Here is a 24246-nt window from a genome sequence, read left to right as displayed (position 1 = left end):
CAGCATCGAACTGCTCGTCAAACCCGATAGCCTGCCCCGGCTACAACCCATCCAACCCGTCGAATCCTCTGTGCACAGGTACTAGGGTAAGCTTGGCCATTCGGGTGGCGGCGCGGCCTCGTTTCGTCGAGCGCGATGCCGGTGACAAGGCTATCCCGCAAACCTTGCCGCCGTCCACGCGCCGGCCGCCGCGTTCGAATCCACCGCCGCCGCGACGAACTTCACGCCGCGGGCGCCGTCGACGACATCGGGCACCTGTGCCGCACGAGCTGCATCCACGACCGCGCCCGAGCGATGGGCGCGGATGATGTCGGCGGCGTCGCGGTAGAAATTGGCGAAGGCCTCGATATAGCCCTCCGGATGCGCTGCCGGCATGCGCGAGACACGCTGGCTTTCAGCGGTCGAGCCATGGCCGCCGCGCACCAGCGTGCGGGTTTCCTCGCCATAGCGGGAGAAGCGCAGTTCCTCCGGCCGCGCGCCCGACCATTCGAGCCCGGCTTTGTCGCCATAGACGCGCACCGAGAGATCATTGTAGTGGCCGGGTGATGTCTGGCTGGCGAGGATGGTGCCGCGCGCGCCGCCGGTCCAGCGCATCAGCACATGCGCGTTGTCGTCGAGCCGGCGTCCCGGCACGGCGGTGAAAAGATCGGCCGACACCGCCTCGGCCTCGCAGCCCGAGATGAAGCTCGCGAGGTTGAAGGCATGCACGCCGATATCGGCCAGCACAGCCGACTGCCCGGCGCGCGCCGGATCGGTGCGCCACTCCGCCTGTTTCTGGCCCTCGGCGTCAATCGCTTTGGTCAGCCAGTCCTGGATATACGAACCATGCACCGACACGATCCGCCCAAGCTCGCCCGCCGCCACCATTTCGCGCGCCTGCCGCACCATTGCGTAGCCGGTGTTGTTGAGGGTGACGACGAAGCGACGCTTTTTCGCCTTCGCGAGCGCCACCAGCGCTTCGGCGTCGGCCAGCGTCGTCGACAGCGGCTTGTCGCAGATCACGTCGATGCCTGCTTCGAGAAAAGCGGTCGCGATCGGCGCGTGCAAATGATTGGGCGTGACGATGACCACCGCCTCGATGCCATCCGGCCGCGCGGCTTCTGCCTTTGCCATGACGCGATAGTCGGCATAGCTGCGCTCCGGCGCGATGCCGATCTCGGCGGCCGAGGCGGCAGCGTTCTCCGGATCGGAGGACAGCGCGCCGGCCACCAGCGCGATCTGGTCGTCAAGGCGCATGGCCAGCCGATGCACGGCGCCGATGAAGGCACCACGGCCGCCACCCACCATGCCGACCCGCAAACGTTGGCGCGTCGATCCATCCGATGTTGCATAGACCATTTTCAAACTCCTCTCGGCAGGTGCAATCCCATGAAGCCGCTAGCACTTTCGAACACAATTTCCAATTTGCATATTGTAAAACGATCGTGCCGCGCTAGCCTGAAATCATGAGTGGGGCAGGCAAAAGATCCGGTCGATCCAGCGCCGACGAGGCGGCGACGCGCAAGCGCGGACGCTCGCTGGCCGCCCTCGGTTACATCCAGCCGCAGACCTATGAGGAACTGCGCGCGGTGCTGTCTTCAGGCACCGTGCATTTCCCCAAGCGGCTGCGCCAGGTCGCCATCTTCCTGTGGCAGCATCCGAGCGACGTCGCGCTCGGCACCATCGCGCAGGTGGCGGCGCAGGCTGGCGTCCAGCCGTCGACGCTGGTGCGGTTTGCCCAGATCTTCGGCTATGCCGGGTTTTCCGATTTCCAGGGTCTGTTCAAGGACCACGTCAAGGGATCGTGGCCGGAAGGGCGCGGCGAGCAACGGACCGAGGCCGAACCCAACCTGCATTTCCTGCACGGCATGGTCGGCGCCTCGCAGGCTTCGCTTGGCCGCATCGAGAGCGGCTTCGACGTCGAGAGTTTCGAGAAGATGGTGGCGCTGCTGGCGGCCGCCGACCTGATCTATGTCATCGGCTCCAAACGCGCCTTCCCCGTCACCACTTACCTGTCGCTGACGCTGTCGCAACAAGGCGTGCGCAACGTGCTGGTCGACAATGTCGGCTCCTCGGCACTCGACCAGCTCGGCTGCATCGGCAGGCAGGATGCCGTGTTGGCAGTCTCTTTCAGCCCCTACAATTCGATCACTCCCGACCTCGTCGCGGTGGCGCATGAGCGCAGGGCCCGCATCGTCACCATCACCGACAGCACCTTCAGCCCGCTGGTCCGGCTGTCGGACAGCTGGCTGGAAGTGGTGGAATCGGACTTCGGCGGCTTCCGCTCGCTGGCGGCGTCGCTAGCGGTCGGCATGGCGCTGGTCCATGGTGTCGTCGCGCGGCGCAGCAAATGAGATGCTGCTGGCACAATTGACTATCGGGAATTGACGTTCCATATTTCTAAAAATAGAAACTTTGTTCCGGGAGGAGGAATGGAGCTTCAACTCAACGGAAAGGTGGCGCTGGTCACCGGCTCGACGCAAGGCATCGGCCGCGCCATCGCCGAGACGCTGACGCGCTCCGGCGCGGCTGGCCTGCTGGTCACCGGGCGCGAGAAGACGCGTGGCGACGCCGTGGCGGCGGAGCTTTCGCAGCTCGGCACACCGACGATGTTCGTCGCCGCCGACCTCGCCGACCCCGCAACCCCTGCCCTTTTGGCGCAAGCCTGCGTCGACCGCTTCGGCCGCATCGACGCGCTGGTCAACGCCGCCGGCCTGACCGACCGCGCCTCCTTCCTCGATGCCGATCTCGACGACTGGGCCTCGCTGTTCGCGGTCAACGCACGCGCACCGTTCTTCCTCATGCAGGCGGCCATCGCCGATATGAAGAAGCGCGGCCAGGGCGGCGCGATCGTCAACATCCTGTCGATCAACGCCCATTGCGGCTCGCCGGAGCTTGCCGTCTATTCCGCCAGCAAGGGCGCGCTGGCGACGCTGACCAAGAACGCCGCCAATGCCCACCGTTTCGACCGCATCCGCGTCAACGGCATCAATGTCGGCTGGACCGACACGCCGGCAGAGCGCGTCATGCAGGCCGAGACGCTGGGCAATGGTCCCGGCTGGCTTGATGCCGCCAACGCCTCGCAGCCCTTCGGCCGTCTGTTTTCTACGAACGACATCGCCAACCTTGCCGGCTTCCTGCTTTCCGACGCAGCCGGGCCGATGACCGGAACGCTGATCGACCAGGAACAGTGGGTGATCGGGGCGAACAGGTGAACGCCCTCGAAACGCTCAGCCCGGCATTGCTGGAGAGGCTTCCCGCGGCTGTCCAGACACCGTCCTACGACCGTACAGTCCTCGCACCCGGCATGGCGCATCTCGGCGTCGGCGCCTTTCATCGCTGCCACCAGGCCGAGTACACCGACGACCTCTTGTCGATCCGGTTCGACCGCTGGGGCGTGGTCGGCATCAACATCCGCCCACCCGGCCTCGCCGACACGCTCGGCCGGCAAGGCGGCCTCTATACCAGGCTGATCCGCGACAACAGCCTCATCGAGGCACGTGTCATCGGCAGCATCGTTGGGGTGGTCGACAGCCAGGCCAGCGCCGCGCCGGCGCTACATGTGCTGTCCTCGCCCGACATCGATCTGGTAACGCTGACGGTGACCGAGAAAGGCTATTGCCACATCCCATCGAGCGGCGAACTCGATTCTCGCCATCCCGACATCGTCCATGACCTCGCCAACCCCGCAACGCCACGCAGCGTGCCCGGTCTATTGGCGCGGGCGCTGGAGCTGCGCAGGGCGACGCATGGGCGGCCGTTGACGCTGCTCTCCTGCGACAACATCCCGACCAACGGCATCATCCTGGCCAATGTGGTGCGGGCTTTTGCCGAGCAGCGCGGCAATGGCCTGGCCGAGTGGATCGAAGCCAACGCCGCTTTCCCCTCGGCCATGGTCGATCGCATCGCGCCGGCGGTGACGCAGGATGATGTCGACAGCGTCGAGCAGTGGTTCGGTTACCGCGATGCCGCCGTTGCCGTCGGCGAGCCGTTCCGGCAATGGGTGATCGAGCACAAATTCGCCGGCCGCGTGCCGCGCTGGGATCTCGTCGGGGCCAGCTTCGTCGACGACGTCACGCCGTTCGAGCATCTCAAGATGCGGGTGCTCAACGGCGCCCAGACGATGCTCGCCACGCTCGGCGTTCTGGCCGGCCTCGAACACACATCAGATGCCATCGCCGACCCCCTCCTGGCCGCCTTCGTGCGGCGCATGCTTGTCGAGGAAACGCTGCCGACGCTGCCGACGGTACCGGGCATCGAGCCGCTGGCCTATGTCGAGCAAAGCCTCGGCCGCTTGCGCAACACCGCGATCCGCCACCGCAACCACCAGATCGCCACGGACGGCTCGCAGAAGATCGTGCAGCGCCTGCTCAACCCGATCCGCGACCGCTTGAGCCAAGGCGAAAGCATCGGCCTGCTTTCGGTACCGGTCGCCGGCTGGATGGCCTACCTGATCCAGGCCTCGGCGCGGTTCGGCAGGCGTTGGCCGGTGTCGGACCCCTTTGCCGGCAAGGTCGCCGCGATCGCCGAGGCAACCGGCGACGATGCGCAGGCGCTGGCCTCCGGCATCCTTGCCATCGACACCATTTTCGACCCCGGCCTTGCCGCGAACGATATTTTCCGCAGGGCCGTCACATCAGCGCTTGGCGAACTGCTATCGGACGATCCGATGGCGGCCGTCAGGCACAGTCTTGAACAAGCTGACGCCTCACGGTTGAAGCGGCGCGCGCAATCGGCATAGTGGAAGTCGGTCGTGAATTCACAACCAGGGGAGGTAGCATGAAACTTGGAGTGCTCACCGCACCGTTCGCGGAGACGCCGCTTGGCGAGGTCGCCGGCTGGGCGAGCGCGGCCAGCTTCGAGGCGCTGGAAATCGCCTGCTGGCCGAAATCCTCCGGCGCCAGCCGCCGCTATGCCGGCACCAGCCATATCGACGCCGCCTCGACTTCCGCCGCACAGGCGAAAGAGATCGTCGCCTCGCTGGCGGAAAAGAATCTCGCCATCTCCGGCCTCGGCTACTACCCCAACCCGCTGCATCCCGATGCCGCCCACCGCAAAGCGGTCATCGCCCATCTGAAGAAGGTGATCCTGCTGGCAGCCAATATGGGCGTGCCTGTCGTCAACACCTTCTGCGGCGGCGATGCGTCGAAGACCGTCGACGTCAACTGGCAGGAGGCGCTAAAGGTCTGGCCTGAAATCGTCGCTTATGCGCGCGACCATGGCGTCAAGCTCGCCTTCGAGAACTGCCCGATGATCTTCAGCTATGACGAGTGGCCGGGCGGGCACAACATCGCCTATTCGCCGCAGGTCTGGCGCCGCATCCTCGAAACCTGGGGCGGCGATGTCGGCATGAATTTCGACCCGTCGCACCTGGTCTGGTTGATGATCGACCAGGCTCGTTTCATCAGGGAATTCGGCCCCTATATGCTGCATGTCCACGCCAAGGACCTGATGATTGATCATGATGGTTTGTACGAGCGCGGAATCCTGTCTTCCGGCATAGGCTGGCAGGTGCCGCGCATGCCGGGGCTGGGCGATGTCGACTGGAGCAGCTTCTTCTCCGGCCTCTACCGTGCCGGCTATGACGGCCCCATCATCATCGAGCACGAGGATCGGCGATTTGAAGGCAGCGACGATCAGGTCAAGCGGGGTTTCCTGCTCGCCCGCGACGTGCTGCGTCCCTTCGTCAAATGACGGCGGAAATACAGGTCGACAAAGACATGTAGAGAACAACGAGTTGAAGCGCAGCGCCTGAATTTCTGTCTAAGCGTTGCGCTTCAACGACTTGGAACTGAACTGAAAAACAATGTGGAGGAAGTCTGAAATGAAGAAAATACTGACCACGGTCCCACTGCTTGCGGGTGCTGCCTTGCTGGCCTCGGTGGGCGTCTCGTCCGCCGCTGGCAAATACACGATCGGCATCTCCAACACCGTGCAGGGCAATGGCTGGCGCGAGGAGATGGTCTGCGCCATGAAGGCACAGGCGCTGGCTTCCGGCGAGGTCGCCAAGCTCAACATCGCCCACCGCAACACGGATGCCGCCGGCCAGCTTGAAGACATCCGCAACCTGATCAGCGCCAAGGTCGACGCCATCGTCGTCAATCCCGCCGATCCGGCCGGCATCAAGGCGGGCCTCGAGGAAGCCACCAAGGCCGGCATCGTCGTCGTCGCGGTCGACCAGGCGGTCACCGAACCGTCGGCCTACATCATCTCCAATAATCAGGAACAGTACGCCTATCTCGGCGCCAAGTGGCTGTTCGGCCAGATGGGCGGCAAGGGCGACGTGTTCTACATGCGTGGCGCGGCCGGCGCTTCCGCCGACAGCGATCGTGACAAAGGCTTCAAGAAGGCGCTGGCCGAATTCCCCGACGTGAAGGTCGCGCAGGAAGTCTTCACCGGCTGGCAGCAGGATCAGGCCAAGCAGCAGATGCTGTCCTTCCTCGCCACCGGCACGCCGATCAACGGCGTGTGGACCTCCGGCATCGACAACGTCATCGTCGACGCGCTGGTCGAATCGCAGGCCCCGCTGGTGCCGGTGGTCGGCGCCGACAATGCCGGCTTCGTCGGCCAGCTGAGCTCGGTCAAGGACCTCGTCGGTGCGGCGGTGACCAATCCCGGCTCGATCGGCGGCGCCGGCGTGACGCTCGCCCTGCAGATCCTCGACGGCAAAAAGCCGGCACAGCAGACCGTGCTAGTCGAGCCGCAACTGTGGGAGAACGCCACCGAGGAAGGCAAGGCCAAGTTGAAGGCCGCCGCCGATCCATCGCTCAGCCCGGAATGGCCGGTCTCGATCTCGATCCCCGACTGGACGACGTATACCAAGGAACAGATCGTGGCGTGCAAGGGGCCGGGCGAGTAAGAACCGCGCTTCTGCCTTCTCCCCTTGTGGGAGAAGGTGGATCGGCGCGCAGCGCCGAGACGGATGTTCCAGCGGAGTGAGACGTCGGCATTCCCTGAAATACCCCTCATCCGACCTCGCTTCGCGAGGCCACCTTCTCCCACAAGGGGAGAAGGCAGAGCCTCTCAGCAGTACGCCGCGCGCAAGCCTGGCGTACTGCTGGATTAAACAGGCCACAGAAATCGAGACCCAAACCATTTGACCAGCAACTCCCTCCTCGACGCGTCAGGCGTCGCCAAGCATTACGGCGCCGTTGCAGCCCTTCGCAACGCGTCGCTCTCCGTGCTGCCGGGCGAAGTGCACGCGCTGATGGGCGCCAATGGCGCCGGCAAGTCGACGCTGGTGAAGATCCTGACCGGCGCCATATCAGCCAATGCCGGCCGCATCCTGATCCGTGGCGAGGCCCGCGACATACGCTCGCCCGCCGCCGCGCGCCGCGCCGGCCTTTTGCCCGTCTACCAGGAGCCGTCGCTGATCCCCGATCTCGACGTGCTGTCCAATCTGCGGCTGACCGGCACGCCGGTCGAACCGTTCCGCGCCTGGGTGCGCGAACTCGGCATTCCCGACCTCGATATCCGCGACACCGCGCGCGACATTCCGCTGGCCGTGCTGCGCGTGCTCGACCTGGCGCGCGCGCTGGCCGTCGAGCCCGATGTGCTGCTGCTCGACGAGATGACGGCCGCCCTGCCCGCCAACCTCGCCGAAAAGGTGCTGGAAGTGGTGCGCCGCCAGGGCGACAGCGGCCGCGCCGTGATCTTCATTTCCCACCGCTTCGTCGAGATCTCGGCACTCTGCGACCGCGCCACCGTGCTGCGTGACGGCGAGACCGTCGGCGTCGTCGATATCGTGCCCGGGGTCGAGGAAAAGATCGTCGAGCTGATGCTCGGCACCCGCATCGTCAAGACCCACGTCGCCGCCCGCAGCGCCGGCCAGAAAGCAGCCCCCGCCCCTGCCCGGCCGCGTCTGGCCGTGCGCAATCTGCGCGTCGGCACCAAGCTCAACGACGTCTCCTTCGATCTGGCCGACGGCGAGGTGGCCGGCGTCGTCGCGCTCGAAGGCCAGGGCCAGGACGAATTGTTCGCGGCGCTGGCCGGCTCGATCCGGCCATCGGGCGGCACGATAGAGGTCGATGGTAGCCCGGTGAAATTCTCGCACCCGATCGACGCCATCCGCGCCGGCATCGCCTATGTGCCGGGCGATCGTGCCGAGGCGCTCGCCATGCAGCGCTCGGTGCGCGAGAACATCGCGCTGCCCTTCAGCGCCGCGCCGCGCAACTGGGGGCCGATCAACATGCGCCGGGAGCGCGCGAAAGTGGTCAGCGCCATCGAGCGCCTGCAGATCGACACCCGCGCGCAAGGCGAGGTGCAGCGCCTGTCCGGCGGTAACCAGCAGAAAGTGACCATCGCCCGCTGGATCGCCGCGGACGCCCGCACCATCCTGTGCTTCGACCCGACGCGCGGCATCGATGTCGGCACCAAGCAGGAAATCTACAAATTGGTGCGTGAGCTTGCCGGCCACGGCAAGTCGGTGCTGTTCTACACATCCGAGCTGGAAGAGGTGCAGCGTGTCTGCGACCGCGTCATCGTCATCTTCGGTGGCCGCGTCGTCGACATTTTCCCTGTTGAGGAGGCCGACGAGCCGGCGCTGATGCGCGCCGCCTATGGCCTGCCACGTGGCGCCAAGGCCGATATCGGCATTCTGGCCGATCCCACGTCGAGCACTTCGGAGCCGACCGCGCCGGGGGCGGCGCCATGAGCCGCCACTTCTTGCGCCGCCGGGGCTGGGTCGCCGGCCTGTTCGCCCTCTTCGTCGCCCTGTTCATCATCACAAAGCTGATCCAGCCGGCCTATGGCAGTGGCGATTTCGGTTCGCTCGCACGGGCGGTTTTGCCTTACGCCTTTGCGGTGGCCGCACAGACCGTGGTCGTCATCGCCGGCGGCATCGACCTGTCGGTCGCCGCCATGATGGCGCTGACCAGCGTCACCGCCGCCTCGATGATGGCCGGCGCCTCGGAAGAATACGCGCTGTTCGTGGTGCCCTTCGTGCTCGCCATGGGCTTCGTGCTCGGCGCCGTCAACGGCATGCTGATCGTCGTCACCCGCGTGCCTGACATCGTCGTGACGCTCGCCACCCTGTTCGTGCTGCAGGGCGCTGCCCTACTGGTGCTCGACGCACCGGGCGGCGGTGCCGCCGAATGGCTGAAGGCGCTGATCTCGGGCACCGTGCCGATACCCGGCCTGCCCGACAGTATCGACGCCTGGCTGCCGAAGGCACTGCTGCTGCTGGTCGTCTGCCTCTGCATCATCTGGATCCCGATCAGGCGCTCACGCCTCGGCCTTTCCATCTACGCGATCGGCTCGAGCGAACTGGCGGCGTTCCGCAGTGGCGTGCCGGTCAAGCGCACCCGCATCATCGCCTATGCGCTGTCCGGCCTGTTCGCGGCCATGGGCGGGTTGGCACTGACCATGAGCACCGGCATCGGCGCGCCCATTCCCGGCCCCTATCTGCTGGCCAGCGTGGCGGCGGTGGTGCTGGGCGGCGTGGCGCTCGGCGGCGGCAAGGGCGGCCTGCTCGGCCCCATCGTCGCCGTCTTCGTGCTGCGGCTGGTGCGCACCGACCTGACGCTGCTTGCCATCGACCCCAACGTCACCGCCATCATCGAAGGCGCCATCATGGTCGCCGTGGTGATGTTCGGCGCGTTTATTACGATGCGGGAGCGGCAACAATGAGCACCACCGCGATCACTCCCCAATTCGTGCCACTGGGCCGCCGCGTAAAGCGCTTCATGGCCGACCGGCCGCTGATCCCGCTGATCATCCTGCTCGTCATCCTGGTGGTGATCCTGCAGATCCTGCGCCCCGGCATCGTCAACGAGCGCTGGATCGCCAACACGATCAAGTTCGCCATCCCCCTGGCGATCCTCGCCGGCTGCCAGACCATGACCATGCTGACCGGCGGCATCGACCTGTCGGTCGGCACGGTGGCGACGATGAGCGCCTTCATCATGGCGACGCAAGTGGTCAACCAGGACCCGGCGGTGGCCTTCCTGCTGGCGATGATGCCGGCGGTGCTGATCGGCCTCGTCAACGGCATCGGTGTCGGCGTCTTTCGCGTCCACCCGCTGATCATGACGCTGGGCACCAGCCTGATCGGCACCGGCTGCCTGCAGGTCTACCAGCGCACGGTGATCGCGTCGGGCGCCAAAATCCCCGACTTCCTCGCCTGGCTCGGCACCGGCCTGACATATGGCATCCCCAACGCGCTGCTGCTGTTCGTGCCGCTGGCGGCGCTGATCGTCTTCACGCTCGCCCGCACCGGCTTCGGCCGCCTGCTCTACGCCGTCGGCGACAATGAACGCGCAACGCGCCTGTCGGGCGTGCAATACTGGCAGGTGATCACCGCGCTCTACATCACCTCCAGCCTGCTCGCCGGCATCACCGGCCTGCTCTACATAGGCCTGATCAAGGCCCCATCGCTGTCGCTCGCCGAACCGCTGGTGCTGCCCTCGGTGGCGGCGGCCGTAATCGGCGGCACCTCGATCTTCGGCGGCCGCGGCGGCTACACCGGCACCATCATCGGCGCGCTGATCCTGACGGTGCTGACGACCCTGCTGACCATCCTGCAAATGCCGGAAGGGGCGAGGCGGATCCTGTTTGGGCTGATCGTGCTGTTCGTGACGGCGGCGTATTTGCGGATTGTGGAGGAGCGGTAGGCGCGGGCCTAGCGGCACCTACCGGCCAGTCGAGAATTGGAATTACGGTGACAGTGCACTTTTATGCACCCTGTCGCCCTATCGACTTGCCCGTTTCCCAGCCTTGTCAGAAGCGTCGGGGGCGGCCAAGCTTCACTGCCGATCGACACACCAGCATCATTTATCAGACCCAAAATACTTGGTCCGCAGATCATCGATCTCGCCCGTATCATGAGCGCCAAGCAATTCTATCGTTAGTGGGCGGGTCACGAGGCTCTGTCGCGGAAGCGCGAAGCCGTACTTATCAGGCTCGAACAGTGGCCCGACCACCTTCACCGGTAGATCGGGATGGGTGTAGGCCTGGTATTCGAGAACGGGGGCATCGGCGATGATCGCAGCCACGTCGCCATTCACGAGACCTTCGACGGCACGATCGAGCCCAGCGTAGGTGAGGGTTTGAAGCCCCTGTTGCCGGGCAAAATCCTCCTCGACGGTGCCCGTCAGCACACCGACCGGCTTGTCGGTCAAATCGGCGAGGCCATTGATCTTGTTGGTGAGGGAAAGGGTGGTCATCACGCTCGTCACCGAAGAGGTGACATAGGCAAGGACAGCGATACCACAGACCAGCCATAGCCCCTGCCAGATACGGCCGGCCCAGCCGAACAGGTTCTTTCGCGAAGGCGACTTGCCGGATGTCGCGACCGACATCACCGTATAGAAGCTTTCGGCGAAGCCGTCGCGCCACCGCTTGGGAAAAGCCTCGTCAAACTGGCGATCGAAGAAGGTAAGCAGGACCGTGACAGTCAAAATGATCAAGGCGATCCAGGCATAGGCTGTCAGGAAGCCGGCATCGCCAAGACCCTCGATCAGGTTGCCGAAGCCCTTTCCCCGATCCGTGCTGGTCATGATCCGCATGCCGCCGTCGAACCATGGCTGGGTGAAGTCCAGTAGTTCGGCCCGGGATTGATTGATCGTCAAATTTGTGACCGCTACGTCGATCCTGCCGGAAGCAGCCGCCAGAACCAGATCGTGAATGGTGTCGAACTGGATGTAGCGATACTGGTGGCCGAGTTTAGCCGCGAGGCCTTCCCAGAGATCGACCGCCATGCCGGTGAACTGCCCCTTATCTTTCATGACGAAGGGAGGGTTGACGAAGAGGCCGACGTTCAAGGGCTCGGCAGGCTGTTGCGCCTGGGCTGCGACTTGCAGCCACAGCAACATCAGGAGCACAATGAGGGAGCCGGCTAGCCTGCACCAGGTCCGCATGGCGATCCTTTCCTTGTTGGCATCTCAACCCGGTCGAGGAAGGCAAGGGAGTATCGCCAGAAACCCGAAAGCCTGGCGCGTCCATGAGCGGCGACCGGCCCTCGCGCGGTGTTGCCAGGCAAGTGCAGGACGGTCCGATCGGCTGTTTTGCGGCATGCGGCGGCTCGGAAAATTACCTGTCGTGCCGGCGGCTTTTCTTTCGGATGCATGCAACGGCCTGGCCAGTAACGAAAACCGCCATTACAACACATCAGGACATTCTCTATCCAAAAATAAGTCATCAAGCGATACGCAATTTCAATTTGGCATGATTTTGAAACAACAATATGATATATTTGCAAAACGATATGGATTACGCAAAAAAAGTTATATTCATATATTGCAGGGCTTTTCCGTCAGTGTCATTTTAGTATCTGCTAAGACGCCGTCGCGAGCTCCAGACTATTTTCCATATTATTAAGCATTTGCAAAATTCAACCCGCGCTGTGGCGCTTTTTTCTTGCTACAGGCCGACTTCGGATGCAGCTTTTTTTGGCAACAGCATCCGCGTCCGCGGATTGCTGCATGCTTGGGCGGACGGGCGCTAAGCATAGAAAGGGAAATCGACATCCGCTGATGCGGCCTCCCGTGGGCTCGACCCTGCCCGCTCTTCTTTTGAGGCTGTGGACCATCTCCCATCCCAGGCTGCTCGTGGTCGTCGAGCTACGCGTTTGACGGACAATCCGCAGCGGCCAGCCAGTCGAGGAATGAACCATGAAATTCACAGTCTACGCGATCATCGCCACTGCCTTGGTGGCGGTCGCCGGATGCACCACCGACGACTACGATGGTTGTCGCGGAAACGGCTGCCTGGTCGATCGGCCTCAGCAAAAAAATCGGGAGATCGATGACCGGCCGCAATACGACAGGAACGGCAATCCGAACTTCGATACGCGTGGCCGCTACATCGGCTGCCATGGGCTGGGATGCGAGGTCGACGACCCTGATGACGGCGATCAAAGCATTGACGACAGGCCGCAGTACGATAAGCAAGGCAATCCGAATTTCGATACGCAGGGCAACTACCAGGGATGCCACGGCATCGGCTGCGAGGTCGATACGCCGGCCGATGACAGCTCATCGGACGATGACGATTCCAATTGATAGGCCACGCGGCCAACAAGGAGGCCGACTATGTCTGAATTCGACAGCCATCGACGTGCCAAGATCGTTGTGATCGGCCTCGCGGGGCTCGGAATGACGCTGACGTCCGCTTTCGCAGCGAATAGCGACTGCCACGGCGTAAAGGTCGATGTGACGAAGGCGCGCGAACAAGAGTTTGGCCCTCTCGTTGCATCGGCGATGACCAACAAGGTCAAGCCAGCCCAGGTGAAATTCCAAACGATTCTGGAAAGCGGGAAATGGAGCGCCGTTTATATTTCTACGCCCGTGGCCGATGACGGCATGATGTTCTTCCAGACAGTCAATGGAAAAAGGCAGTTTCGTGAAGTATGGGGCGGATATGCGGCTCCATCGGAAAAACCTGAATTGGTATCCTGGGCAAAGAAGCTCGGAGTGCCGCAAGATCTGGCAAAGTGTTTTGCCGAGACAGTTACGGAACGAAGGTGATGGTCGCCGGGTATTGCCGCGAATGATTTTCAGCACGTTCGTCGAACGGATACCGGTCAGCTGCCTGGAGCGGTGCATCGGTTCATGGAAATGCAGCTCCATCTTCTTGTTTTGATGGGCCGTCCCCTCACAGCGCCAGGCTCCCCTGCTCCACCTCCTCGGCATTCGGGTCGCCCGGCGCGGTTGCCCAGGCGAGTTCGACCAGCGTCACGATGCGCTTTCCGGTGCCGTCGAGCTGGCAGACGATGAGGCCTTGTTCCTCGATATAGGTCAACAGGCGCCGGGCGCGGCGCAGCGAGTGGGAGCCGTAGGCGCGGGCGATCGCGGAGTCGCTCGGGCACGGCCAGCCCTCCTTTGCCGCCCGCGCGATCATCATGAACACGCCCTGCATGTCGTCGGGCAGCAGCGAGGCGCGCACCGAGACGTCCTGCCAGGCCTCATCGCCTGCCGCCATGTCGGAGCCGAGACCGGCGCGGGCACGCGTCAGCATGCGGCGGAACTCCGGCAGGTCGGGCACGACCGAGGCGAGGCCTTCTATGCGGCAGCGGACCACGAACTCCTGATAGAGCACCCCGATCACGCGAAAACCCGCGTCGGGTTGCGCCAGGATGGCGCGCAGCACACGGTCCACGCGCTCCCGGCGCTCCGCCAGATCCTCGGCGCTGACTTGCGGCTCCACAGGCTCGGGGCGGATTTCCAGCGCAGCCGACTTCGCCGCCATCAACTGGTCGAGCAGGTCCGGCGACGCTGTGCGGCGCGGTGCGCGCGCCGTCTCCGGCGGCGGAGCGGCCAGGATGATGGCGCGTGCATCCTCGAGCGCCGCTTCCGGCATCGCCATCAGCCGCGGCGTGCCGTTGCGCGGGCTGGTGTCGGTCGGGCCGATGCGCAGCCCCAGCGGACGGCGCGACAGCGCCGGGCCGAGCGCCATGAACTGCCCGCGCTCCAGATCGCGAAAAGCCTCCGCCTGGCGCCGTTCCATGCCCAAGAGATCGGCGGCGCGGGCCATGTCGATATCGAGGAAGGTGCGGCCCATAAGGAAATTGGACGCCTCGGCGGCGACATTCTTGGCGAGCTTGGCGAGCCGCTGGGTGGCGATGATGCCGGCAAGACCGCGCTTGCGGCCACGGCACATCAAATTCGTCATGGCGCCGAGCGAGAGTTTGCGCGTTTCGTCCGACACCTCGCCGGCCACCGCCGGTGCGAACAGCTGCGCCTCGTCCACCACCACCAGCATCGGGTACCAGTGGTCACGGGCGACCTCGAACAGCCCGCCGAGGAAGGCGGCGGCGCGCCGCATCTGGTTCTCGGCATCGAGCCCTTCGAGATTGAGCACGGTGGAAACGCGATGGATGCGCGCCCGCTCGCCGGCCGCCTGCAGGCCGCGTTCGGTATGCTGCTCGGCATCGATCACCAGATGGCCGTAACGGTCGCCCAGCGAGACGAAGTCGCCTTCGGGGTCGATGATGGTCTGCTGCACCCAGGGCGCGCTCTGCTCCAGGAGCCGGCGCAAAAGATGCGATTTGCCGGAGCCGGAATTGCCTTGCACCAAAAGCCGGGTGGCCAGCAGTTCCTCGAGATCCAGGGTCGCCGGGGCGCCCGCGGTCGTGTGTCCCATCTCGATCGCAACGGTCATTTCGACTCAGGCGCTCCTTTCGCAGACGGGCTTACCAACTGGGTCACAGCCCGTCGAGCACGCAAGGCCGGCAGTTCCGCGTTGCGCACAGCTGTCCTGACTCGGGTCGGCCCCTGTGGATAGTAACCAGTCGTTCACCATGGGCCGGCGTTCCGATTGCAGACGCCCCGCATCCGCTTAGCCTGACCTTGCATCGCGTGCCCAACGTGGTGCGTCCCGACCCCAACGTGGCGACCGACGTCTTCAAGTTTTCTTTCGCGGTATATGTCGGTCGCCAATTTCGCCTGGTCCCATCCTGTTCTGACATCGTACGGACCCGCTCCATGGCGCAAACTTTGGGTTGACCCCTTCGGACCGCGAGGCGACACTCCACCCAACGCTACAGGTGCGAGGAGGAATTGCGATGGACGAGCCCGAACGGTGGCGCCACATGTCGACTGCGCCGAGGGATGGCAGCCGGATCCTGGTCACCGTGCGCCCATCCGAACAGGGGCCGGCCGAAGTCGATCTCGCCTATTGGTCGCGCGCCGACCAGTTCGCCTCGGAAGGCTGGCGCGCGTCGGACTCCTCGCCCGGGCGCGTCATCGAATACGCCGAACCGGAACTGAAATGCTGGATGCCGCTGCCGACCGCCAATCTCAGCCGCGCATCCATGCCGGCGCCCTGGGAAGGCGAAGACGCCCAGCAGCTGGACGGCTCGGGGATTTGAGCGGAGACGGCGGAAGGTAGCCAATCTCCGCCAAGTGGGACCAAGTGGGGAGATTGGCAGCTCGGCCTGCCGGCCTTCACGCAAAGTCTTGCAAATTGGTCTCCTGAAGCTTGGCTCCCGCGAGCAGGGCTTCGAGCACCTGCTTCTTGAGCGTGAGGCACTGCGAGCGGGCAAGTTTGACGATGCCGGTAACCTCGCGCGCCTCGCAGGCATGAACCAGGTCCTTTTGCTGGCCGATGATCAGCTGCGTGAGGTCGCGCGACCTGAAGCCGAGGTGGAGAACCCTCTCCGACTGGTCGAGTATCTGACCCAGCAGCTGCGCCAGGCGTGAATTTCCCGACAGCTCCGCCAAGGCCAGGCGAAAGGCCCGATCCGCCGCCAGGAATGCAACATGGCTGCGCAGCGTCTCCGGTTTCAGCACTTTCCTGGCAGCCTGCCTGACATCCTCGAGCCCCCGCTCGGTGAGGCCCGACGCGGCCACCCTGAACACTTCCGGCTCGATCAGACTGCGGACATCGAAGATCTCGGCGACATCGCGCAGCGTCAGCGGCGTGATGACATAGCCACGGCGCGGCTCGCTCCTGACCAGCCCTTCCTGCATCAGCCGGGTCAGAGCCGCGCGGATCGTCGCCTTCCGGATCTGGTACCGATCGCCAATCTGCTTTTCCGTCAGCGTTTCACCGGGGCGCAGCACGCAGGCGACGATGTCGCTCTTCACCTGCTCGTAGGCCTGCTCGCTACGCAACAGGTCTGCGGTCGACGGCGCCGCGCCCGCGGACAGGGCCGGTCTCGGCGATGCGGCTGTGAAATCGCGAGGCGTCATGCTTGTTCCGTTCTGGCGATTCGGTTGACGACGCCATCGACATTGATTAGCCTGAGCATCTCAGATCGATCACTTGATCATCTCAAAAGGGATAACTGGCAATGGCTATTCCCGTAGACTCGCCTCTCTACGCGGTTGTCGATGATATCGTCAACGCCGCCGGAAGTCCCGACCCCCTCGCACGAATAAGGGCGGCGTTGGGCGAGCACACGAACCGCCTTCACGCCTTGGGGGTGCTCGTCCATGAAGAAGAGGACGACGAGGTGCTGCTCCATGCAAGCCCGAATTTGACGATCTATCACATCACCCTGTCGCCCGGCCTGCGATACCCGCCGCACAACCACCTGATGGATGCGTTGATCGGCATCTACAAAGGTGGCGAAACCAACTTCATCTATCCCGATGCGACCAGCAAGCTCGATGCGCCGCAAAGGCAGGATTCCACCGCGCCCACCGTCGTGCACTTGTCCCCAAATACCGTGCATTCGGTCGCCAACACGGGCAACGTACGGTCGGGCGCGCTGCATGTCTATCTGGGCGATCTGCCGGCGACCCATCGACAGCTCTGGGACTTGCAAAGCAATCAAGCCGAACCCTTCGACAACGATCGCTATCTGGCCGGAGCCCAGTCCATCCAGCGGGATGGAGTGCCGGCTGGCGATTGGCGAAAGCCGGGATGAAGTCTGATCTCCTCCTTTGCGGGAGATTGGCAGCTCCACGGTCAGCGTCTCTAGCTTGCCCCTCAGAACAAAAAAGCGGCCGTGGCAGGGTTCGGCCCGGTGCGGCCGGTGGTTGAATCCATGCCCCGGATCGTCTGCAGATCCTGGGCATCCAGCTCGAAATCGAAGACATCGAAATTGGCGGCGATGCGATCCTGGCGGATCGATTTTGGAATGACGATCAGCCCCTCCTGAACATGCCAGCGGATGATCGTCTGGGCCACCGACTTGCCATGCTTCTTGGCGATGCCCGCGAGGGTCGGATCGCCGAGCAGCCGGCCGCTGCCCAGCGGGCTCCAGCTTTCGATGCGGATGTCGTGGGCGGCATGAAAATCCCTGAGGCCGCGCTGCTGGAACTGGGGATGCAGCTCGATCTGGTTGACGACAGGCGTCACGCCGGTTTCGCCGATGATCCGCTCCAGATGGTCCTGGTTGAAATTCGAAACGCCGATCGACTTGATGCGGCCGGCCTGCCTGAGCTCCACCAGCGTCTTCCAGGCCTCGACATACTTGTCCTGGCTGGGCACCGGCCAGTGGATCAGGAACAGGTCGATCTGATCGATGCCGAGCTTGTCCATCGTCTCGTCAAAGGCGCGCAGCGCCGCATCGCGCTGGTGCGCGCCGTTGCGCAGCTTGGACGTGATGAACAGCTCGCCGCGCGGCACGTCGGCGTCGCGGATCGCCTCTCCGACCCCCTCCTCGTTCCGGTAGCCTTCGGCGGTGTCGATCAGACGATAGCCGGCCTCGATCCCCCAACCCACCACTTGCGCCGTGATGTCCTGATCGACCTGCCACACGCCAAGGCCGAGTTGGGGAATGGCGGAGCCGTCGTTCAACGCAATCTTCTCAGGCATGGTGGGCTGTTCAGACATGGTGGGGATTCCTTGCAAGGATGGTCCAGGCGGTTCGCCCGGTGCACGCCTATCTAGGTTCGACAGGGGGCGACGGCCAGACGGCCGCAGATAAATTTGCCGCGAGCGATCCGCCGTCCTGATCCTTGGTCGGAAGATTCGGCCTCACCGCGGCCGGCGCACCGCCCGCACCACGCCGGCGGAGGTGCTGCCGCAGAAGAGGCGGTCGCCGCCATCGGATTCAAGCCCCGATACCCCTATGCCGGCCGGCATGTCGAGCTTTTCCAGAACCTTGCCTGACTGCGGGTCGACGCGGCGCAAATCGCTCTGGTCGGCTTCCCAGGTGGCGTGCCACAGCTCGCCGTCGACCCATGTCACCCCGGTGACGAAGCGGTTGGATTCGATGGTGCGCAGGATTGCTCCGGTCTCGGGGTCGATCTGGTGGATCTTGCGCTCGCGGTATTGCCCCACCCAAAGCGTCCCTTCGGCCCAGGTCAGCCCGGAGTCGCCGCCGCCGCCGGGTGCCGGAATGGTGGCCAGCACCTCCCCGGTATCCGGGTCGATCTTCTGTATCAGGTCGTTGGCAAGCTGGAAGAAATGCTGGCCGTCATAGGCGGTGCCGGCATGCGCGGCGACGTCGATCGAACGCAGCGCCCGCCCGCTTTCCGGATCGAAGGCATTCAGCTTCTCGCCCGAGGCAAACCAGACGTTGTTGCCGTCAAAGCTCACTCCATGCACCCTCTCCACCCCCGGAAAGGGTCCGTACTCGCGCAGGACTTCGGCCGCTGAATGTCTCATGTCTTGATCCTCACTGAGATGGTCCGATATGCCTTACTAACTACTCGGCAGCGGGGACGGGAGTAACAAGGTCGTCGTGAATCCGGCCACCGGCGGCGTCATCCAGCGGCGCGCCCGGCCGTGCCCGAAAAACTGCACCTTGCCGGCCTCGCCAAGCTGCTCCAGCGCCCGCTGCACGCTGCGCTGGCCGGTGCCAAGCGCCAGCGCCAGCGCCGAGCTCGCCCAGGATTCACCATCGGCGAGGAAGGCCAGCACCGCCGCGTGCCGCTCCTCGATCGGCCGCGCCAGCACCACCACCTCGCGCGCCTGGCTCGGCGCCAGCGCGAAGCCTTGACTGGTCGCGCCTATGTCCGCCAGCCCCCGCAACTCGGTGCGCAGCCGGCCAATCTCGACCCGCAGCCGCGCCCGATGCGATTCATCGGCGTGCCTGCCGCCGAAAGCTTCCGCGATCAGCCGCGCTCTCGATACATCACCAGGCCACGCTTCGGCGAGTGTGCGCGCCAGCGCAAACAGCACCGGGCGCGTTGCCAGCGAGACGGCTGCTTCCTGCTGGCGCACGACATGGCGGAAGCTATCGATCACCAGTGCCGGCGACGCCTGCAGCGCCTCGACGTCCTCGAGCAGCAAGGGGCGCTGCTCACCACCCGCGATCAGCCGCGCCGCCGGCGTGTCCAGAGCCAGGAATGCGTTTTCGACCTCCGCGATCAGGCCTGGAATGCCGGCCCGGCGGGCGGCATGGCGTGCCCACTCCAACGCCCTGCGCGCCGACCTCGTCTTGAGGCGCCGCATCGCGATGCCGGCGACGGCGAGCTCGTGCGCGGCCCTCGAGGCCGGCGGAAGCGGCATCGGATCGAGCCCGGCCAGCACGTCTTCGGCCTCGTCGAGACGGCCGATCAAAAGCAGGCGCCGCACCTTGAGGTGGCCGGCATGCGCGGCGTTCAGCCGGTCGCCATGCTTTTCCAGCGTCGCCCGCGCCGCATCCAAGGCCTTGGCGGGCCAGCCGAGGTCACGCGAGACCAGCGCGATCTCGGCCTCGGCGACGACGCATCTGGCGCGCGCCACCGCCTCTTTCGGGCCAAAGCCGCGCGCGGCCCGACGCAGCAGCGCCTTGGCGCGACCGAGATCGCCGAGTTGCGCCATCGAGATGCCACGCAGCGCCAGCGCCGGCGGATCTTCGCGCAAGGCGACACGATCCAGCGCGCCGAGCGGATCGCCCCCGGCCAGTGCCAGTGCCGCCGCGGTGATCAGCGAGTCCATTCAAATCCCGTCACATTTGTAACTCCCACCCCAGCGCTCAGCGCCCTAACTTAAGTCATGGCCGCCAACCAGCAAGCCGTATCGGCGCCGTGGCCGCCGTTGACGCCAATATCGGCATTCGCCAGCCTGAGAGCATCTCAGGTATCAATATTAAGCATCTCATAAGGGATAATTGACATGCCTGACTCCGACCACCACGCGACGAATGACACGGCCGGGCGCACCGAGCGGATGCGCCACCCCTGCTGCGGCGGGCCGGCCCTTTCAAATCCCGTCACACTTGTAACTCCCACCCCCGCGCTTGACCGCCCTATTCTCGCTCACAGCAAACAATCACACGTCGCAACGGCGCGACAACAGACTGGCAAAGGAGACGACCAATGACCACGCACACCGCAATGAAGACCCCGCCGATCGTTTCAAGACAGGACTGGGAAGCCGCCCGCGAACAGATGCTGGTGAAGGAGAAGGCCACGCTGCGCGCCAAGGATGCATTGGCCGCCGAGCGCCGGCGGATGCCCTGGATGGAAGTCGACAAGGCCTATGTGTTCGAGGGGCCGAATGGCAAGGCCAGCCTGCTCGATCTGTTCGAAGGCCGCCGGCAGTTGATCGTCTACCGCGCCTTCTTCGAGCCCGGCGTGTTCGGCTGGCCCGAACATGCTTGCCGCGGTTGTTCGCTCGGCGCCGACCAGGTCGGCCACCTCGCCCATCTCAATGCCCGCAACACCACGCTTGCCTACGCCTCGCGCGCCCCGCAGGCCGACATTGCGCGGCTGAAGCAGCGGATGGGCTGGGAGATGCCCTGGTACACCATTACGGATAGCTTCGACAAAGACTTCGGTGTCGACGAATGGCACGGCCACAACGTCTTCATCCGCGACGGCGACCGCATCTTCCGCACCTACTTCATCAACAGCCGCGGTGACGAGGCGATGGGCACGGTATGGAGCTATCTCGACGCGACGCCGCTTGGCCGCCAGGAGATCTGGGAGGATTCGCCCGAAGGCTATCCGCAGACCCCGCTCTACTCATGGTGGAACTGGCACGACAACTACGATGCCGGGCCAGACAAGACATGGGAAGAAGTGTCGGCGGCCGGCGAAGCGGCGTTCCGCGACAAGGACCAGTAAGGCCTATCCAGCTTGGGTTCCTCGCCCCACGAAGTGGGGAGAGTTGGCTCGGCGAAGCCGGAGACGGAGAGGGGACTGCGCCCTACGAAAGCCCCCTCTCCGTCCGCTTCGCGGCCACCTCTCCCCCGCCTTGGCGGGAGGGCGAGGAACCCCAAGTCCTGGAAGGTCGCGCGCCCCCGCCACATGCGGCGCCCCGGCGCTGGCATGATAATTAAGGAAAACGGACCATGAGTGATATTCACACAGGTGCCAGGAGCACGATCCCTGAAGGCACCATGCACAGCATCGCCGACTGGCTGTGCCTCGCCGCGGCACCCATCTTCGCGCTGATGGCGCTGCTCTCCTGTCTTCAGGGTGCCGACGCGGCCATGCTGTGCATGGGCACGAGCGCCTCGCCGCTCACTGGAATGGCCGCGATGTATCTCCTGATGAGCGCCTTCCATCTGGCGCCCTGGTTGCGGGTGATTTCCGGCCGGCAGGTCCGATAGGCCCAGCGCGCCGCCCCGACGACGGGACGACAAGACAACCACTATCTATCAGCAGAAGCTAATTGACAGTCCAAGGGAAACGGCGCTCACTGGCTGGCACAGGTGGATCGCGGCATCAGGCGGGCGATATCGACCGCCGGCGTCATCTGAAGCAATTCCCGGGAAAGCGCGAAGCGGATTTCCCGGACAAGCGCATAGCGCTTTCCTGTGGGAATTGCGTAAAACCAGGGAGGACGCCATGCCAACCGTTATCGGCCATCACAACATCACGAAAGACAGCAAGCACTGGCTCAGTTCACCCAAGCGTAAGGAGCTTTTCGGCTCGCTTGGGATCACCAATATCCGCACGTTCGTCGATCCGCAGAACCCGAAACAAGTGGCCGTGATGATGGACGTTCCGGACCTGGATAAGATGGCCGCTTTGATGCAGAGCAAGGCGGCGGCCGACGCGATGGCCCATGATGGCGTGGTACCGGAGTCGCTGGTGATCCTGGTCGAAGCGAAGGGCTAGTCGTTCCAAAACCGACGCGCTTTTTGGGCGCCGGGTTTCAATGCAGGTGCCTGAGCTTGTCGGGGTTGCGCATCACATAGATTGCCGCAACGAAGCGCTTCAGGTCGCGATGTCATTGACCGGCAGCAAGGGCTTGGGAAGGTCGGCCTCCCCAAGCCCGCTGCGCAGTTCGATCTCGATGTCGCGGCATATCTGCGAGATCGGAACGTCGTTGGCATTGCCCTCGAAGGGATTGGCGCTGCTTTCGCCGACCTGGTCGAGCGACATATAGGCCCAGCCCAGGAGCGTGCTGAACGGGATCGTCAGCCAGATCGCGATCGGGCCGAGCATGCCTCCCAGTTTGCCCATGTCGGCAAAGACCGGAACCACCCCGAACGGCAACAGGGTGCAAAAGATCATGACGAACATGGAGCTGACGATGGCGTATTGCCTTGGATAGGGATTGTTCTTGATACGATCGCAGCGCGCCTGCTGATCATGGAAATCGCGGATCAGCTTGATAAGCTCGACATAGACCTGCGGAGGGATTTTTGCGTCCTTGAACAACGCATTGACCTGGACCGACTGCATTTCGAGCAGGGCTATCGCCGGCTGAGGCGACTTGAGCACGTCCTCGGCCTGTTCGGCCAGCAGCGGACGCAGTTCCTCGGCGACCGAACTCGCATCCTCATGGATGCGATAGCGCCGCCGGTATTCGACATTGGCGGCCCGCGCCATGGATTCCCACGGCATCGGCCGCCGCAGGGCGAACCTCAATGCCGTCATCCAGGCGATATGGCGGTAGATGAGTTGCCTTGCCGTCGGCGCATCGATGAAGTCCCTGCAGAAATTGGACCACAACCGGCTGCTCGCCGTGATTTGCGTAAAGGCCTGCAGCGCGTCACTGCTGCGGGTGAACACTTGTGAATTCTTGAACCCGGCAACGAGCGACACGGTGGTGCCGAGCACGAGCACCACCGACCATGGCACCGAGAAGCCGGCCATCCCCGGTAGACGGTAAGCAGCAACAGCCAGCCCGCTCACCACCGCCATGTAGATGACGCTGCGCCGCGACCAGAGCGCGAAATCGATCACCTTGTAGGAACGGCCTACATACATCGGATGCCCCCTCAAATCATGGACAGGTCTGGTTGTCGGCGGCCGGAATCCGGCCGCCCTCACCGTGCCTTTACAGCCCCGAACCGCAACCCGTCCATCAAGAGCTTGACCAGCCGGCGCGAACGGTCGCGCCATTCCGGTGTGTCCGGCGCCGAGTAGATCCCCGATAGTGCGTGCAGCACATCGGACGCGTCGACGTCGCCGCGGATGGTTCCGTCGGCCACCGCGGCTTCGACCAGCTGCCGCAGGGCCTGCGACACCCGGCCGGACGTGTCGGAGAACAGCGTCGAATTGGTGTTGAGCAGGATGCGAAGGCTGGTCGCCAGGCCGCGCTTGGTGGCGATGTAATCGACGAAGCGCTGCATCCACTGTTCCAGCGCGACATCGGACGGGTGTTTTTCGGCGAGCTCACCGGCGGCCGCGCACAGCGCCTCCACCTCGCGCCGGTAAACCACTTCGACCAGATGCTCGCGTGTCGGAAAATGCCGGTAGAGCGTGCCGATGCCGACCCCGGCCTGACGCGCGATCTCTTCCAGCGAGGCATCGATACCGCGCTCCGCAAAGACGGATGCCGCCACCTCGATCAGCCGGTCGCGGTTGCGCTGCGCATCGACGCGCAGCGGCTTTGCCTCTGCGGCCTGGGCCTTCTGTTCAGCAATGGCGGACGGCTCGGTGACCAATTTTTTCTCCACAGCATGTCAGGGGCCTTGAACCCGGTCGGGTCAACCCCCACGTAATAAACGGAGGCGCCTCCGATTTAGTGGAGTACCTTTATCATATAATCAGG

Annotated in this window: 26 protein-coding genes; 16 read left to right on the top strand and 10 right to left on the bottom strand. The window is 64.3% G+C overall.

The annotated features are described in order from the left end of the window. Nucleotides 1–150: 150 nt before the first annotated feature. Entirely contained in the window at nt 151–1338 is a 1188-nt protein-coding gene (locus NKH19_RS12260) for a Gfo/Idh/MocA family protein (RefSeq protein WP_352872458.1), read from the bottom strand. Nucleotides 1339–1445: 107 nt separating this feature from the next. On the opposite strand from NKH19_RS12260, the gene NKH19_RS12255 reads away from it, so the two are divergent. From NKH19_RS12255 to NKH19_RS12225, 7 genes are all read left to right on the top strand, one after another. Next, entirely contained in the window at nt 1446–2333 is an 888-nt protein-coding gene (locus tag NKH19_RS12255) for a MurR/RpiR family transcriptional regulator (RefSeq protein ID WP_352872460.1), read from the top strand. 78 nt (nt 2334–2411) lie between these two features. Beyond that, nucleotides 2412–3194 (top strand): SDR family oxidoreductase, encoded by a 783-nt coding sequence (locus tag NKH19_RS12250; RefSeq protein WP_352872461.1) that lies wholly within the window; start codon nt 2412–2414, stop codon nt 3192–3194. Continuing rightward, nucleotides 3191–4720 (top strand): mannitol dehydrogenase family protein, encoded by a 1530-nt coding sequence (locus tag NKH19_RS12245; RefSeq protein WP_352872462.1) that lies wholly within the window; start codon nt 3191–3193, stop codon nt 4718–4720. The genes NKH19_RS12250 and NKH19_RS12245 overlap by 4 nt, the downstream gene beginning before the upstream one ends. Nucleotides 4721–4758: 38 nt before the next feature. Then, nucleotides 4759–5673, top strand: coding sequence for a sugar phosphate isomerase/epimerase family protein (locus NKH19_RS12240; RefSeq protein ID WP_352982146.1), 915 nt, complete (start codon nt 4759–4761; stop codon nt 5671–5673). Nucleotides 5674–5803: 130 nt separating this feature from the next. After that, nucleotides 5804–6838, top strand: a complete 1035-nt coding sequence (locus tag NKH19_RS12235) for an ABC transporter substrate-binding protein (RefSeq protein ID WP_352872466.1) — start codon at nt 5804–5806, stop codon at nt 6836–6838. A gap of 237 nt (nt 6839–7075) precedes the next feature. Continuing rightward, nucleotides 7076–8632, top strand: a complete 1557-nt coding sequence (locus tag NKH19_RS12230; protein WP_352872468.1) for a sugar ABC transporter ATP-binding protein — start codon at nt 7076–7078, stop codon at nt 8630–8632. Next, nucleotides 8629–9606, top strand: coding sequence for an ABC transporter permease (locus tag NKH19_RS12225; protein WP_352872469.1), 978 nt, complete (start codon nt 8629–8631; stop codon nt 9604–9606). Before NKH19_RS12230 ends, NKH19_RS12225 begins: the two co-directional genes overlap by 4 nt. Here NKH19_RS12225 and NKH19_RS12220 read toward each other — a convergent pair. Next, nucleotides 9581–9838, bottom strand: coding sequence for a hypothetical protein (locus NKH19_RS12220; protein ID WP_352872470.1), 258 nt, complete (start codon nt 9836–9838; stop codon nt 9581–9583). The two genes, NKH19_RS12225 and NKH19_RS12220, sit on opposite strands and share 26 nt — an antisense overlap. On the opposite strand from NKH19_RS12220, the gene NKH19_RS12215 reads away from it, so the two are divergent. Then, the gene (locus NKH19_RS12215; protein ID WP_352872517.1) at nt 9720–10589 is read left to right on the top strand and encodes an ABC transporter permease; all 870 of its coding nucleotides are present in this window, start codon (nt 9720–9722) and stop codon (nt 10587–10589) included. The two genes, NKH19_RS12220 and NKH19_RS12215, sit on opposite strands and share 119 nt — an antisense overlap. Before the next feature lie 156 nt (nt 10590–10745). On the opposite strand, the gene NKH19_RS12210 is transcribed toward NKH19_RS12215, so the two are convergent. Then, the gene (locus NKH19_RS12210) at nt 10746–11834 is read right to left on the bottom strand and encodes a transporter substrate-binding domain-containing protein (RefSeq protein WP_352982144.1); all 1089 of its coding nucleotides are present in this window, start codon (nt 11832–11834) and stop codon (nt 10746–10748) included. Here NKH19_RS12210 and NKH19_RS12205 point away from each other — a divergent pair. The 3 genes from NKH19_RS12205 (at nt 11833) to NKH19_RS12195 (ending at nt 13442) form a co-directional block, all read left to right on the top strand. Further along, a complete protein-coding gene (locus NKH19_RS12205) occupies nt 11833–12294 on the top strand; it encodes a hypothetical protein (RefSeq protein ID WP_352872474.1) in 462 nt (153 codons plus the stop codon). The genes NKH19_RS12210 and NKH19_RS12205 overlap by 2 nt on opposite strands. Nucleotides 12295–12587: 293 nt before the next feature. Next, nucleotides 12588–12977 (top strand): hypothetical protein, encoded by a 390-nt coding sequence (locus NKH19_RS12200; RefSeq protein ID WP_352872476.1) that lies wholly within the window; start codon nt 12588–12590, stop codon nt 12975–12977. 30 nt (nt 12978–13007) lie between these two features. Then, the gene (locus NKH19_RS12195) at nt 13008–13442 is read left to right on the top strand and encodes a hypothetical protein (RefSeq protein WP_352872478.1); all 435 of its coding nucleotides are present in this window, start codon (nt 13008–13010) and stop codon (nt 13440–13442) included. A gap of 127 nt (nt 13443–13569) precedes the next feature. On the opposite strand, the gene NKH19_RS12190 is transcribed toward NKH19_RS12195, so the two are convergent. Beyond that, a complete protein-coding gene (locus NKH19_RS12190) occupies nt 13570–15075 on the bottom strand; it encodes a helicase HerA domain-containing protein (RefSeq protein WP_352872480.1) in 1506 nt (501 codons plus the stop codon). A gap of 403 nt (nt 15076–15478) precedes the next feature. Here NKH19_RS12190 and NKH19_RS12185 point away from each other — a divergent pair, with 403 nt between their 5' ends. After that, the gene (locus NKH19_RS12185; RefSeq protein WP_023761099.1) at nt 15479–15784 is read left to right on the top strand and encodes a hypothetical protein; all 306 of its coding nucleotides are present in this window, start codon (nt 15479–15481) and stop codon (nt 15782–15784) included. Nucleotides 15785–15860: 76 nt separating this feature from the next. On the opposite strand, the gene NKH19_RS12180 is transcribed toward NKH19_RS12185, so the two are convergent. Further along, complete coding sequence (locus NKH19_RS12180) at nt 15861–16607, bottom strand: GntR family transcriptional regulator (protein WP_352872481.1); 747 nt, start codon at nt 16605–16607, stop codon at nt 15861–15863. Nucleotides 16608–16708: 101 nt separating this feature from the next. On the opposite strand from NKH19_RS12180, the gene NKH19_RS12175 reads away from it, so the two are divergent. After that, entirely contained in the window at nt 16709–17287 is a 579-nt protein-coding gene (locus NKH19_RS12175; protein WP_352872483.1) for an autotransporter, read from the top strand. A 62-nt stretch (nt 17288–17349) separates the two neighbouring features. Here NKH19_RS12175 and NKH19_RS12170 read toward each other — a convergent pair whose 3' ends face one another. The 3 genes from NKH19_RS12170 to NKH19_RS12160 all read right to left on the bottom strand — a co-directional run bounded on the left by NKH19_RS12170 (nt 17350) and on the right by NKH19_RS12160 (nt 20232). Then, on the bottom strand, nt 17350–18198 hold the full coding sequence (locus NKH19_RS12170; RefSeq protein ID WP_352872484.1) for an aldo/keto reductase: 849 nt from the start codon (nt 18196–18198) through the stop codon (nt 17350–17352). Nucleotides 18199–18342: 144 nt separating this feature from the next. Then, complete coding sequence (locus NKH19_RS12165) at nt 18343–18975, bottom strand: Vgb family protein (RefSeq protein WP_352872486.1); 633 nt, start codon at nt 18973–18975, stop codon at nt 18343–18345. 36 nt (nt 18976–19011) lie between these two features. Then, complete coding sequence (locus NKH19_RS12160) at nt 19012–20232, bottom strand: helix-turn-helix domain-containing protein (protein ID WP_352872488.1); 1221 nt, start codon at nt 20230–20232, stop codon at nt 19012–19014. A gap of 380 nt (nt 20233–20612) precedes the next feature. On the opposite strand from NKH19_RS12160, the gene NKH19_RS12155 reads away from it, so the two are divergent. The 3 genes from NKH19_RS12155 to NKH19_RS12145 all read left to right on the top strand — a co-directional run bounded on the left by NKH19_RS12155 (nt 20613) and on the right by NKH19_RS12145 (nt 22361). Next, nucleotides 20613–21362 carry a DUF899 domain-containing protein gene (locus NKH19_RS12155; RefSeq protein WP_352872490.1) on the top strand — a complete coding sequence of 250 codons (750 nt, stop codon included), beginning with the start codon at nt 20613–20615 and terminating at the stop codon, nt 21360–21362. 227 nt (nt 21363–21589) lie between these two features. After that, entirely contained in the window at nt 21590–21850 is a 261-nt protein-coding gene (locus NKH19_RS12150) for a hypothetical protein (protein ID WP_352872492.1), read from the top strand. Nucleotides 21851–22088: 238 nt separating this feature from the next. After that, nucleotides 22089–22361: a hypothetical protein gene (locus NKH19_RS12145; protein ID WP_352872494.1), complete on the top strand. Its 273-nt coding sequence runs from the start codon at nt 22089–22091 to the stop codon at nt 22359–22361. A gap of 99 nt (nt 22362–22460) precedes the next feature. Here the strand turns inward: NKH19_RS12145 and NKH19_RS12140 are convergent, their stop codons facing one another. Continuing rightward, nucleotides 22461–23459 (bottom strand): bestrophin family protein, encoded by a 999-nt coding sequence (locus NKH19_RS12140; protein WP_352872496.1) that lies wholly within the window; start codon nt 23457–23459, stop codon nt 22461–22463. Between the two features lie 59 nt (nt 23460–23518). Further along, complete coding sequence (locus NKH19_RS12135) at nt 23519–24139, bottom strand: TetR/AcrR family transcriptional regulator (protein WP_352872498.1); 621 nt, start codon at nt 24137–24139, stop codon at nt 23519–23521. Between the last annotated feature and the right edge of the window lie 107 nt (nt 24140–24246).

The organism is Mesorhizobium sp. M1338 (assembly GCF_040318045.1).
GTDB lineage: Bacteria > Pseudomonadota > Alphaproteobacteria > Rhizobiales > Rhizobiaceae > Mesorhizobium.
Note: the sequence above shows the minus strand (reverse complement) of the source record. Positions and strands in the feature narration are given on the sequence as shown.